The organism is Burkholderia sp. Bp9004 (assembly GCF_003858025.1).
Lineage (GTDB): Bacteria > Pseudomonadota > Gammaproteobacteria > Burkholderiales > Burkholderiaceae > Burkholderia > Burkholderia diffusa.
Genome location: NZ_QTQD01000003.1, coordinates 330,982 through 344,100 on the forward strand (window position 1 = coordinate 330,982; position 13,119 = coordinate 344,100).

At 67.8% G+C, this 13,119-nt stretch carries 9 protein-coding genes and 1 pseudogene; 7 read left to right on the forward strand and 3 right to left on the reverse strand.

Annotated features, from left to right (window positions below):
* Nucleotides 1-79: 79 nt before the first annotated feature.
* On the reverse strand, nucleotides 80-1,573 hold the full coding sequence (locus tag DIE08_RS05655) for a carbohydrate porin (protein WP_124901245.1): 1,494 nt from the start codon (nucleotides 1,571-1,573) through the stop codon (nucleotides 80-82).
* Nucleotides 1,574-1,683: 110 nt separating this feature from the next.
* A pseudogene (locus tag DIE08_RS05660) lies at nucleotides 1,684-1,951 on the reverse strand (hypothetical protein).
* A gap of 1,065 nt (nucleotides 1,952-3,016) precedes the next feature.
* Here DIE08_RS05660 and DIE08_RS35515 point away from each other — a divergent pair.
* Both DIE08_RS35515 and DIE08_RS05665 read left to right on the forward strand, forming a co-directional pair.
* A complete protein-coding gene (locus DIE08_RS35515; protein ID WP_170296434.1) occupies nucleotides 3,017-3,154 on the forward strand; it encodes a hypothetical protein in 138 nt (45 codons plus the stop codon).
* Nucleotides 3,155-3,259: 105 nt separating this feature from the next.
* A complete protein-coding gene (locus DIE08_RS05665; protein ID WP_124901246.1) occupies nucleotides 3,260-4,906 on the forward strand; it encodes an Nramp family divalent metal transporter in 1,647 nt (548 codons plus the stop codon).
* Nucleotides 4,907-4,989: 83 nt separating this feature from the next.
* Here the strand turns inward: DIE08_RS05665 and DIE08_RS05670 are convergent, their stop codons facing one another.
* Nucleotides 4,990-5,895 carry a LuxR family transcriptional regulator gene (locus DIE08_RS05670; RefSeq protein WP_059600315.1) on the reverse strand — a complete coding sequence of 302 codons (906 nt, stop codon included), beginning with the start codon at nucleotides 5,893-5,895 and terminating at the stop codon, nucleotides 4,990-4,992.
* 280 nt (nucleotides 5,896-6,175) lie between these two features.
* Between DIE08_RS05670 and DIE08_RS05675 the strand changes: the two genes are divergently transcribed.
* The 5 genes from DIE08_RS05675 to sctD all read left to right on the forward strand — a co-directional run bounded on the left by DIE08_RS05675 (nucleotide 6,176) and on the right by sctD (nucleotide 13,114).
* Nucleotides 6,176-7,009, forward strand: coding sequence for an autoinducer binding domain-containing protein (locus DIE08_RS05675; protein ID WP_124628129.1), 834 nt, complete (start codon nucleotides 6,176-6,178; stop codon nucleotides 7,007-7,009).
* A gap of 238 nt (nucleotides 7,010-7,247) precedes the next feature.
* Nucleotides 7,248-9,461, forward strand: coding sequence for a type III secretion system export apparatus subunit SctV (sctV, locus tag DIE08_RS05680; RefSeq protein WP_124628131.1), 2,214 nt, complete (start codon nucleotides 7,248-7,250; stop codon nucleotides 9,459-9,461).
* Nucleotides 9,458-9,736, forward strand: coding sequence for a type III secretion system export apparatus subunit SctS (gene sctS / locus DIE08_RS05685; protein ID WP_006751731.1), 279 nt, complete (start codon nucleotides 9,458-9,460; stop codon nucleotides 9,734-9,736). The genes sctV and sctS overlap by 4 nt, the downstream gene beginning before the upstream one ends.
* Entirely contained in the window at nucleotides 9,736-11,775 is a 2,040-nt protein-coding gene (gene sctC, locus DIE08_RS05690; protein WP_124628133.1) for a type III secretion system outer membrane ring subunit SctC, read from the forward strand. The genes sctS and sctC overlap by 1 nt, the downstream gene beginning before the upstream one ends.
* Nucleotides 11,756-13,114: a type III secretion system inner membrane ring subunit SctD gene (gene sctD / locus DIE08_RS05695; RefSeq protein WP_124901247.1), complete on the forward strand. Its 1,359-nt coding sequence runs from the start codon at nucleotides 11,756-11,758 to the stop codon at nucleotides 13,112-13,114. Before sctC ends, sctD begins: the two co-directional genes overlap by 20 nt.
* Nucleotides 13,115-13,119: the final 5 nt, after the last annotated feature.

The window sequence follows — 13,119 nt, forward strand, 5'->3', positions numbered from 1 at the left end:
CAGGCACGCAGGCACGTAAACGGACACGGGCCGGATCGCCGCGCGAGCGGCAGTCCGGCCCATATCACATGCGCGCGTGTCAGAACGTGATCGTCGTGCGTACGCCGACCACCGTTTCGTCGCCGATGCGCGCGCCGGCCTGGTTCGGGTTCGGGATGCCGCCGCCAGGCCGGAAGAAGTGCTGCAGGTCGGCCTGCAGTTGCCACCACGGTGCGACCTGGTACTGATAGGTCGCCTCGATCACCGTTTCCGCGCGGCGCACCGGATAGCCGGGCGTCGTATACGTGCCCGTGTCGCCGTCGAGCGCACGTGCGTGCGAGCCGATCTTCGCGTAGCCGATCGCGATGCCGGCTGTATCGTCGTCGCGGCCCTTGAACGGCGCCTTGAGCGTCACGCCCGCATTCGCCGCGAAATCGACGACGTTGCGATCGCCCGGCGCGCCCATCACGCGTGCGAACACGCCGACCGAACGCGGGCTGTCCGCCGACGGCCGCCACACCATCTGATCCGCGACCGCATAGAAACCGTAGTTGCCGCGATGCGTGGCGGGGATTCCGTTGCTGGCCGGATTCGCGAGCGACAGCCCGTCGGTGCCGAGGCGCGGATCGTTCGCGTGCTGCGACTGATACCAGAAGCCGAGCTTGTACGTGCCCGGCAGGCCGAGCGGTTGCGGCGCCTTCGGATCGGTCGGCGGCGCGTTCAGCGCGTACTGGAGTTCGCCGATCACGAACGCGCCGCTGCGCAGGTTGAAGTTGGTGCCGTGCGCGTTCAGCACCTGTGCGTCGCCGTCGCTGCGGCCGGCCGGGTTGCCGTCGAACACGCCGACCATCGCGGTCCACGCGTCGGCCGGCTTCAAGCGCAGCCGCACGCCGAGCGACGACAGCGGATACGCGGGGCCGCCGGACGGCAGGTCGGTCGACGGCAGCACGGGCCAGCCGAACGTCGCGTTCATGAACGTCGCCGCGTACTGGCTCACCATGAATTCCTGGTCGACGCTCTGCTGGCCGACCCTCACGTCGGCCTTGCCGGCGAGGAACGCCTGCTGGTACCAGAGCTCCCACAGCCGCGTGGTCGAATTCGCTTCGATGCCGGTCGCGGTCTGCAGCGTCTGCAAATAGCGCTGCGTGAGGTTGGTGCCGTGGATCTGCAGCGCCGACACGTTGAACGTGCCGCCCGGCAATCCGATCGCCTTTTCCGTATCGACGTTGAAGCCGAATTGCGTGAGGCCCTGATAGGCACCGCCGCGTTGCGTGCCGCCTGCGGCGTTGTACAGGTATTCGCTGGTTTCCTGCAGGTTCAGCGTGATGCCGTGATCGCCGAGCACGTCGCGCAGGCCGCCCATGTTGCCGAGCAGGTTCGAGCGCTCCCAGAAACCGGTGGGCGCTGGCGCGGCAGCATCGGCAGCCGGTGCGGGGGCGGCGTCGCTGACGCCGGCCGCCGGCTCGGCCGCGGCGGACGCGGCAGCCGGCGACGACGATTGCGCGAGCGCGGGCGCGGCGGCGAGCGACAGCAGCAACGCGGCGAGCGCATCGAGGCGCGGTGTACGCGGTGCGGATTCGAAGCGATTTTTCATGCGGGCTCCGTTGTTTGATTGATTAGCTTGACTGAAGAAATGGGAACGCGAAGCGATGGAGCAGGTGGGGGTAGCGACACGCAGGCATGCGGCGCGTTGCGCACTGCCAGTTACGGCAGCCAGCCGCCGATCCGCCATACGTATGCGAAGCCGAGGCGCGATGCGGCCGTGCAGAGCAGCGCGACGAGCGCGACGGCGGCGGCCCGCACCGATCAGCACGCAGTCGAGCGGGCGCGTTGCCGCCGGCAGGTGCGCGAGGGCGCTGCCGCGCCAGTCGCCGAACGCGTGGGCGAGCGGCGAAAGGCCCGAAACCAGCAAGCGGTCGGACGCGACGTGCGCGAGTCGCTTGAGTTTGGCCGCGAACGATTGAAAGAACATGACGATCCTCCGTCCGGTCCGGCGCATGCCGGACGACGTGATCGAGCGCGGGTGCATGACGCGACCTGCGATCGGCGGTTGGAACGTAACGGAGCGTGCGACGGACGAGCCGGCTATGCCGGCATCGGGGGAAGCGCGCTAACCCGACGAATGCGAGCTAGCGGCGAATGACATGTGTCTGGCTGCTATCTCGCGATGGCTTGGCCGGCCTGGACCGGCATCGAACTGCAACTGGAGCATGTGTCCACGAAGGGACTCCCTTGATGAATTGGGGCGGATTGTAGTCGCGAGCTTTGCTGCGGTGCAAGCAAAAAAGCAGCGGCGTTGCGCATGTTGCATCGGCAGCGCCGCCGCGCCGCAGGCAGGCCGATGCCCCAGCACGCCCGCCCACCGGCGGCAGCGGCGACTGTTGCTCGCACGCATCGGCGGCGCGCGCCCTGCAACGCGTTGAAAGGTTGCGGCGCGCCATTCCGGGCGCGAATCTTTCAGTGTGTAGGGGACGGAAAAAAATTTCCCGCGGCGCATGCCAGAGGGTTGACTTCCGTTTCGGCCGGTCCATAGAATCCTGCATCTTCACTCTTGGGGCCGCCGCCTTGGACGCCTGCAGTAGTCGATCTTCGAACGAAATTTCCGCCTGAGCGACCGACGTCCGCGCCTCATCGAAGCCGCCGTTTGTCGTCCAGGCAAACGGTGCGCGCAGCAGTATTCCGCAGCAACTCCCTACGTGCACCCTGATTCGCGCCGGTTAGCGTGATGCGTGTTCGCATGCGCCATCCGGTTTTGCCGCCGCCCGGCGCGCGGCCGCGTTCGCGCATGCGTTTCGCATGCACCCGAACGGCGGACCGCGCCTGACGGCGGTCAACCGTGTTCTCCGGAACACCGCACAGGAGCCGCCGTGAACGACAGTGACAGTTGTCCCTTATGCCCGTTGCATCAACAGACCCTTTTGAACCCGGGTCGCAGGGACATGCCGGCCGACTAGCCTGACACGTCGTTCAGGCCCCGGACTGGCCCCGCGCCCACCAAGCGGCCGGCACGCATGCCGTTGCCGCCAGGAGCCAGACCATGAACTTCGGCCTTCTGCTGTCGAACCTCCCGCACGTCACGGAATCGCGTCCGCATTACGACGCGATGCTGACGCTCGACGCCCGTCCGCGGGTGTTCTCCCGTTTGCTGAACCAGCTGAAATCGTTGATCCGCTGAAGAAGCGCCGAGCGCGTCTCGGCATGCGCGCGCGGACCCATTCCGCGCGCGTATTCCAAGGCCACACGCTTGCCGTATAAAAAAACCAGCCGTACGGAATTCATCATGTCCACGCCATCGAACGTCTCTCCACCGATCGCCGTCGAACGCAGCGCCGTGCTCGACGAAGCCCACCTGGGCGACATCCGCGGCGCGCTCGGCACCATCGCGCATCACGACACCGCCGCGCGCGGGACGTGGTGGGCGCGCCTGCGCACGCTGCTCGCGATCATCGGCCCCGGCCTGATCGTGATGGTCGGCGACAACGACGCCGGCGCATTCGGCACCTATACGCAGGCCGGCCAGAACTACGGCACGACGCTGCTGTGGACGCTGCTGCTGCTGGTGCCGGTGCTGTACGTGAATCAGGAGATGGTGCTGCGCCTCGGCGCCGTTACCGGCGTCGGCCATGCGCGCCTGATCTTCGAGCGCTTCGGCAAGTTCTGGGGCGCGTTCAGCGTGATCGACCTGTTCCTGCTCAATGCGCTGACGATCGTCACCGAGTTCATCGGCATCACGTTCGTGCTGGCTTTCTTCGGGCTCCCGAAGGTTGCGGGCGTCTGCGTGGCGGCCGCATTGACGATGGCGGCGGTGAGTACCGGCGACTTCAGGCGCTTCGAGCGGTTCGCGATCGTGCTGTGCGTGATGAGCCTGCTGCTCGTGCCGGTGCTCGTGTCGATCCACCCGCCGGCGGCGCAGATGTCGCGCGACTTCTTCGTGCCGAACTGGCCCGCGCACGCGAAGCTGTCCGACGTGATGCTGCTCGTGATCGGCATTGTCGGCACGACGGTCGCGCCATGGCAGCTGTTCTTTCAGCAGAGCTACGTGATCGACAAGCGCATCACGCCGCGCTTCATGAAGTATGAGAAGGTCGACCTGTGGATCGGCATCGCGTTCGTGCTGATCGGCGCGGTCGCGATGATCGGCTTCAGTGCCGCGCTGTTCGGCGGCCATCCGGAAGCGGGCAGTTTCACCGACGCGGGCGGCGTGATCGCGGGCCTCGAGAAATATGCGGGCCGCACGAGCGCGACGCTGTTCGCGGTCGCGCTGCTCGACGCGTGCATCATCGGCGCGGCGGCGGTGTCGCTGTCGACTGCGTACGCGATCGGCGACGTGTTCAAGATCCGTCATTCGCTGCATCGCGGCGTGTCGGATGCGAAGGGCTTCTATCTCGTCTACTTCGGCATCGTCGCGGCGGCTGCCGCGCTCGTGCTGATTCCCGGCAGCCCGCTCGGCCTGCTGACCGAAGCGGTGCAGACGCTCGCCGGTGTGCTGCTGCCGAGCGCGACCGTGTTCCTGCTCGTGCTCTGCAACGATCGCCAGGTGCTCGGCCCGTGGGTCAACTCCACGAAGCTGAACGTGTTCACGGGCGCGGTGATCTGGGTGCTCGTGCTGCTGTCGATCATCCTGACCGCATCGGTGATGTATCCGGACATCAGCGGCGAAGCGATCGTCGACGTGCTGATCGGCGGCACCGTGCTCGCGATTGCCGGTTATCTCGCGACGGTGCTGATCCGCCGCAACAAGCGTGTCGTCGAGCCGGGCATCGACCGCACGCTGCGCGAAACGTGGCGCATGCCGCCGCTCGATTCTCTCGAGCCGCAGAAGATGACGGTCGCGACGCGCGTCTGGATGGCCGTGATGCGCGGCTATCTGGTGATCGCGGTCGGCCTCGTGATCGTCAAGGTCGTGCAGATGACGCTGCTGAAGTAGCGCCTTACGGCGTCGTCGCCAGGTGTGTGCACATGCCGGCCCGCGAGGCCGGCATGTGCGTATACGCGGGTTCGTCGCGCGCGTCAGATCAGTTCGAGCTTCGACGTCAGGTACGTGAGCTGGATCCGGTTCGCGACGCCGAAGCGCTTGCGCAGCTTGCGCAGGTGATAGTCGACGTTGTGCGCGCTGGTGTCGAGGCGCCGGCCGATCTCCTTGTCCGACGCGCCTTCCGCGATGCCCAGCAGCAGTTCCTGTTCGAACGGCGTGAGCCCGTTCACCGCGCGTTCGCGCGACGTCGCGATCAGTTGCGGCGATGCGAACTTGTGCACCGACAGCCCGATCGACAGCGCCTGCTCGATCGTCGCCGGCGTGATCCATTCGCGCGTGCGGCGCGGCGCGGTGAAGCTCATGAACGCGTGCAGCCGCGTGCCGGGCACGGCCATCGAATACATGATGCCGCTGCACATGCCGTCGTCCTGCATCGTCTGCAGGAAGCCGTCGAGCGCTGCCGGCGTCACGCACGGCGCGTCGTCGCGCTCGCGGTGTTCGCGGCGCAGCTGCTGCAGGTCCCACACGATCGGCATGTTGCAGACGCGCGCGCCAAGCGTGCGCGGATCGATGTCGTGATGGTTGTGCCTCACGTAGTCGCCGCGATAGGTGGTCGGCGTGAACGCCTCGTGGAGGTAGAGACTTTCGACGCGCTCTCGCGAGAATTCGAGCGCGAAATACGCGAACGTCGAGAAGCCCGTCAGGTGCAGCAGGCTTGCGACGATCCGGTTGCGCTCCGCGGTGCTCTGCGCGTTCGCGAGCGTATCGGCGACGCCGAGCTTCGGCGCGTGTGGCTGCGCGATGTCGCCGCGCTTGATGTCGTCGCACCAGACGACCTGCACCGTGCGTTCTCTCGACGCGTCGGTGCAGGCGGCCGTCCGCCGCGACGGACGGGACAACGTTGGGGCGACCGCTTCTTCTTGCAATGCAATATCGGACATGAGCCATCCCTCGGAATCGACGCGCATCGCGTGGCGGCAGCCGTATCGTGTACGGCGCTCGCGACGATGCGATCGAGCATCTTTATGATATGCGTCGATCGTCATCCTGACGAAACGCGGGGGCATTGTACAAAAATGCCTGTGTGCGCGTAATATGCCGTAATACTAATTCGGGCGAAAGGTTCATATTCGCACCGGTATAGAGAAGACCAGAAAAACATAAAGAAAAGACCAGATCGTGACGGGGCAGGTTCACATATTGGGAAAGGGTGGGCTCCTCATGACATATGCTGACGACGCGCCACGCGTCGAGTGGTTCTCGCAAGCCGATATCGCTGCTGCTGCCGCTTATTCGAAAGAAATTCATGCAATCGAGCGCGACGTTTTTACCGGCATCCAAATCGCACCCGGTAAATCCGACCTCGCTCCCGTCGATTTCGCCCAATGCCATGCCCGATTGCGGCAAATCGGTTTCAGCACACTCGGTTACGGTGCGTATGAAATGATCGGGCGGCGCATTCTGTGCGCGCATCTGCTGCGCGACCTCGCGCCCGCGACGTTCGTGCAGCCGTATATCGAGGGCATGCTCTACGAGAGCGACCCGCGTTTCGCGCAAGTGCGGCAAAGCGGCTTTCCGGTCGCGTGGCGGCTCGACGAGATCGAGTCGTCCGCGCAGGGCAGCGGCGACCGCAAGGTGCTCGCGCTGGCCGGCCATCTGCGTGCGCATGCGATGAACAGCGGCGTGATCTTCAGCCTGTCGGCGCCGCGGCTCGACCTGCGCGTCGCGGTGAACGTGACGTCGGAAGCGCACGGTACCGAGTGGATCGACGATCGCGTGATCGGCGGCGCGCTGGCGGTGAGCCTCGCCGTGCATCGCGTCGCGCTGCCGTTTCTCGAGGCGCGCATCGCGCGCATGCGCGGCTTCGCGCTGGGCGACGAGCAGCAGCAGGTGCTCGAGCGCCTCGTGCACGGGCTGTCCGACCAGGAGATCGCGAGCGCGCTGCGCACGTCGCTGCACAAGGTCGGTCACCATATCCGTTCGCTCGAAAAACTCTTCAACGTCCGGAATCGCGCGCAGCTCGCGTATCTCGCCGCACGCCGTCTGGAGTCCTGACCCTGTCTGCGCGCGCGGCGCCCGCCGCGCGATGGAAGCGGTTCCGGCGATGCGCGCGAGCAGGCGCCGCCGGGTTTCGTAGTCGGATCCGATCGTCACCGGAAAACCGCCGCGCCGCTACGAGGTGCATCCCTTTTTGCGCGGTGTCGCGTCGCTACACTCGTCCCATTCAACGGTCCGCGCGACACGGGGCATGACGGCCCGTGCCCGCCGGCGACAACGACAGGACGACGGCACGATGGCAGAACCGAAGGCGCTCCCTCGCGACTGGCAGCGGATCTTTTCCGCCGCCCGCAGCGTGTCCGGGCGACGTCTCGGGGCATCGCCGCGCGCCGACCTGTTTCTCGCCGCGTTCATCGTGTCGGTGGTCGCGCTGTTCATCCTGCCGCTTCCGCAAGCCGCGCTCGACGGGATGATCTCGCTGAATCTCGCCGCCAGCGTCGTGCTGCTGACGGTGTCGACTTACGTGCCTTCGGCCGTCAGCTTCTCGTCGTTTCCCGCGCTGCTGCTGTTTACGACACTGTTCCGGCTTGCGCTGAACATCGCGTCGTGCAAGCTGATCCTGCTGCACGCGAACGCGGGCCACGTGATCGACGCGTTCGGCCGGCTCGTGGTCGGCAACAACGTCGTGGTGGGCGGCGTGGTGTTCCTCGTGATCGCCGTCGTGCAGTTCATCGTGATCGCGAAGGGCTCCGAGCGGGTCGCCGAAGTCGGTGCGCGCTTCTCGCTCGATGCGATGCCGGGCAAGCAGATGAGCATCGACGCGGACCTGCGCGCGGGGATCATCAGCGCCGACGAAGCGCGCGAGCGTCGCGAGAAGCTCGAACAGGAATCGCAGATGCACGGCGCGATGGACGGCGCGATGAAGTTCGTGAAGGGCGACGCGATCGCGGGCCTCGTGATCGCGTTCATCAACATCGTCGCGGGCATCGCGGTCGGCACGCTGATGCACGGCATGGACATCGGCGAGGCGTTGCAACGTTACGCGATCCTGACGGTCGGCGACGGGATGGCGTCGCAGATCCCGTCGCTGCTGGTGTCGATCGCGGCCGGCATCGTGACGACGCGCGTCGCGACGCGCGACACGCGGCAGCGCCAGCTCGGCGAACAACTGGGCGAGCAGCTCGGCGCGCATCCGCGCGCGCTGCTGATCGCGGCGCTGGTGCTGGCCGGCTTCCTCGTCGTGCCCGGTTTTCCGAAGTGGTCGTTCGCGCTGATCGCGTTCGGCCTCGGCGCGTTCGCATTCACGCAGCTGAAGCGCAAGACGACCGCGCCGAGCTTCAACCTGATTCATATCGCGGGCCGCATCGGCGCGACCGACGACGGCCAGCCCGCGAAGGTGTCGCATGCGGCGGGCGTCACGTCGCTGATCGCGGTGTCGCTGTCGGACGACCTGCGCACGACGCTGAACCTTGCGCAGCTGCAGACCGCGCTGTCGAGCGCGAAGGCGCGCGTCGACGCGGATATCGGCACGGTATTTCCGCGCATCACGCTGAACGACGACGAAGGCGCAGCGGCCGGCACGTACCGGATCTATCTGCAGGACGTGCTCGCGGCGCATGGCGCGCTAAAGCCGGGCTGGCTGCTGTGGGACGGCGTCGCGCCGCTGCCTGAGCGCGCGGAGCGCCAGCCGGCCGAGGCGTTCGGCCCGTTCGCGACCGCGCTGTGGATCAAGCCCGACGGCGCGGCGCCGGACGGCAAGTGGCTGACGAGCGAAGGCGCGCTCGCCGCGCACGTCGAACAGATCGTGCGCCAGCATGCGGACGAACTGATCGGCATCCAGGAAACGCAGGCGCTCGTGCACCTGGTGCGCCGCGAGCATCCCGAACTCGTCGGCGAACTGACGCGGCTCGTGCCGCTGCAGCGCGTGACCGAGGTGCTGCGCCGGCTGCTTGCCGAACAGGTGCCGATCCGCAACCTGCGCGTGATTTTCGAAAGCCTCATCACGTGGGCGCCGAACGAGCCGGACGACGTGATCGCGCTGGTCGAGCTGGTGCGCGTCGACCTGCGCCGGATGATCACCGATCGTCATGCGGGCGCGACGCGGCAGCTGCGCGTCGTGCTGTTCGAGCAGAACCTGCAGGAGCGGATCGAGAACGCGGTCATGCGCACGAAGCAGGGCAATTTCCTCGCGCTGTCGAGCGCGATCAAGCAGGACATCGGCGAACAGGTGCGCGCGATCGTGCAGGCCGCGACGTCGGCGCAGGCGGCCGGCGCAGGCGGCCATGGCAACCCGCAAGGCGCCGCGCGGCTCGCGGTGATGGTCGCGCTCGGCGCGCGTCGTTACGTGAAGACGATCCTGCAGCCGGTGCTGCCCGAGCTCGCGGTGCTGTCGTACCAGGAGGTCGAGGAGGACGTGCAGCTGCATACGGTCGGCTGGGTGAAGAATCCGCCCGACGACGGCACGCTCGGCGCGGGCGCCGGCGTGCGCGCGCCGGGAGTCGCGCAATGACGAGCTCGACGATCCTCGACCTGACCCGGCAGGCGCTGATGCTGGTGCTGCTGCTGTCGCTGCCGATCGTGCTGATCGCCACCGTCACCGGCCTCGTGGTCGCGATCCTGCAAGCGGTCACGCAGGTGCAGGACGCCAATATCGGCATCGCGGTGCGGCTGATCGCCGTGATGGTCGCGCTCGTGCTGCTGTCGGGCTGGCTCGGCAGCGAGGTGTTGCGCTTCGCGCAGCAGGCGCTTGAACGCATGTTCGTTTCTTCCACAGGAGTGCTTTGATGCGCCGACGCGTCACCCCGATCCGGTTTCAACCGCGCCGCCTGCAACGGGCCGCGCTCGCCATGTGCGCGACCGCGCTGCTCACGGCATCGCTGTGCATGACGGTCGCGCAGCCGGCGCGCGCGGCGGACCTGCGCTGGCGCAACAAGCCGTTTACGATCGTCGCGAACGGCAAGAAGATCGGTGACTTCATTCGCGAGCTCGCATCGTCGCAGGGCGTGACGGCCGTGGTCGACCCGAAGGTCGACGGCGTGATCAGCGGCCGCTTCTCGGGCACGCCGCAGCAGACGCTCGACACGATCTGCTCGACCTACGGGCTCACGTGGTACTACGACGGCTCGTTTCTGTACGTCGACCCGGCCGACCAGTCGCAGACGCAGATGATCCCGATTCCGCCGAACGCGGCCGGCGAGATCGGGCGCGCGCTGCAGGCGATGCAGATTCCCGACAAGCGCTACACGCTCGTGATCAACGACCGCGCGAACAGCGTATACGTGGCCGGCCCGCGCCGCTACGTGGAGCTCGTGCGGCAGGCGGTCGGCTCGGTCGGCGATCCGTCGGCGAACGGCGCGCATGCGGACATCCGCGCTTTCCGCCTCAGGTACGGCTGGGCGTCCGACTTCACGATCAACCGCTCGGGCAAGGAAGTGACGGTGCCGGGCGTCGCGACGATCCTGCGCCGGCTGTTCGGCAGGGGCGGCGGCACGAGCGAACTGCCGTCGAGCACGCCGCTCGGGCAGGCCGCGCGTCAGGTGAAGCTCGGCTCGGGCCTGACGATCGCGGTGCCGCGGCTCGACTTCCCGGACATGTCCGGCGGCCCGCGCCAGGGCGGCTATGGCGGCGCGGACAGCAGCGCGGGCGGCTTCTCGCCGTTCTCGAGCGGCGGCGGTGGCGACACGCTGCCGCAGATCGTCGCCGATCCGGCGATCAACGCGGTGATCGTGCGCGACCTGCCGGAGAACATGTACCGCTACCAGTCGCTGATCAACCAGCTCGACGAGCGGCCGCGCATCGTCGAGATCAACGTGACGATCATCGACATCAACGAGGATTCGCTCGACAGCCTCGGGATCGACTGGCGCCTGCACACGACGCACGGCGACGTGCAGATCGGCAACGGCCAGAACCCGCTGAACGGCAACACGCAGTTCAACGGCGCCGGCAATCCGCCGCTGACGTTCGGCATCGGCACGTCGGAAACCGGGCAGACGGGCGCCTTCATGCCGACCGGGATCGCGCTGACCGCGTCGATCGGCGGCTCGTTGCGCAACTACCTGCTCACGCGCGTGAACGCGCTCGCGCAGAAGGGGCAGGCGCAGCTGCGATCGAAGCCGAAGGTGCTCGCGCTCGACAACACCGAGGCCATTCTCGAGAACCTGACGCAGTTCTACGTGCAGGTGCAGGGCTACCAGGATTCGTCGCTGTACAGCGTGACGACCGGCACGAGCATCAAGGTGACGCCGATGATCGTCGACGAGGCGATCCGCAACGCGGCCGCCGTCTCCGGCAACCCGCAGAGCGTGATGATGTCGATCGACATCCAGGACGGCAACATCGTGCCGGGGCAGGCCGTGTCGAACGTGCCGGTGATCCAGCAGCGCAACATCGTCACCAAGACGATGATCGACGAAGGCAAGAGCCTGCTGATCGCGGGCTTCAACGACGACGAGGTGAGGCTGAACAAGAGCGGCGTGCCGTGGCTGTCCGACATCCCGCTGATCGGCAACCTGTTCAAGTACACCGACAAGTCGGGCAACCACATGGAGCGGTTCTACCTGCTGACGCCGCGCGTGGTGACGACCGCGTCGATGTATGCGCCCGACGGCTCGCCGGTGAATCCGGGCGCGGACGGGCCGGCCGGTTCGAACGGCACGTCGATGTACCGCCCGCCGGACAACGACATCGCGGTGCCGCTCACGCCCGCGCCGCTGCCCGGCACGAAGTTCGGCCCGCCTGCGCTGCCGCCGCCGAAGGATTCGGCCGCGCAGCCCGTGGCGACGACCGCAGGAGCCACCACTCATGTCGACGACCATCATTGATCCGCACGGCGACGGCGCATTGCCCGGCGGTGCGGGAGGCGCCGCGGCCGGGTCGGCCGCGCTCGTGTCGCCGTGGAACCTGTGCTTCCTGAGCGGGCCGATGTACGGCCGCACGATGTCGCTCGCGCGCGGCGCGAACTGGGTCGGCACCGCGGCCGACTGCGAAGTGATCCTGCCCGATCGCGAGATCGGCGCGAAACAGGTGTGCCTGCAGGTCGGTGCGCTCGCTGTAACGGTGCAGAACCACGGCGGCGACGGCGGGGCGCCGGTGCTGTTCAACGACGAGCCGCTCGGCGCGGGCCGCCGCTCGCTGACGCCGCATGACGTCGTGACGGTCGGCTCGATCCGGCTCGGCATCGCGCGGCACGCGCAGGCGAGCGTCGCGCTGCCGGATGAAACCGGTGCGCCGGATACCGCGCGCGAGGCCGCGTGGCTCGGCTGGCTCGCAGGCGGGCTGCGCCGCCTCGGCAGCCGGCGGCTCGTGATCGCGCTGGTCGCGCTGTGGCTCGGCGTGCTGCTGGGCGCGCTCGGCTACGGCTTCGTCACCTGGTCCGGGCGCCTGCCGTGGCAGCACGAATCGGTGCTCGCGCGCACGCACCGGCTGCAGCAACTGCTGCACGCGTATCCGGAGCTGGCCGTCGCGCCGCGCGACGACGGCGTGATCGTGTCGGGCTACGTGAGCGATCCGGCCGCGCGCGAACGCGTCGCGCAGATCGTCGCGGGCGTCGACAACGCGGCGCTCGGCAACATCTACGTGGTCAGCGACCTGGTCGCGACCGCGCAGACCTATTTCAGCGACACGGCGCTGACGGTCGCGTATCTCGGCCGCGGCCGGATCGAATTGACGGGCGCTGCCGAGCGCGCGCAGATCGAGCCGCGCATCCGCAACTACATGAAGGACGCGCGTCCGGCGCTCGAGGTGGTGGACCACGTGCGCGACGCCGATGCCGCCGCGCCACGCACCGCGACGACGCTCGGCGGCGTCGCGGGGATTCCGGAGATCACGACGGTATTCGCGGGCGACGGCGACCAGCGCTACATCGAGATGGCGGACGGCAGCCGCTATTTCGAAGGCGCGCGGCTGAAGGAGGGGCCGACCGTCATGTCGATCGGTCCGGACGCAGTCGTGTTCGAGCGCAACGGCCAGCGCATCACGATGCCGCTTGGCGGCCCGTCCGCGAGCGCGCCCGAGCGCGCGCCGGCGCCGCCCGTGCCGCCGCTCGCGAGCGGTGCGGCGGCAGGCGTCGCGCAGCCGGTGCCGGGCCCGACGCTGCTGCAGGATGCGCCGGCGGCGCCGGCCGTCGCGGCCGCTGGTGCACCGAAGGAGGCGGCGCACTAGCGTCG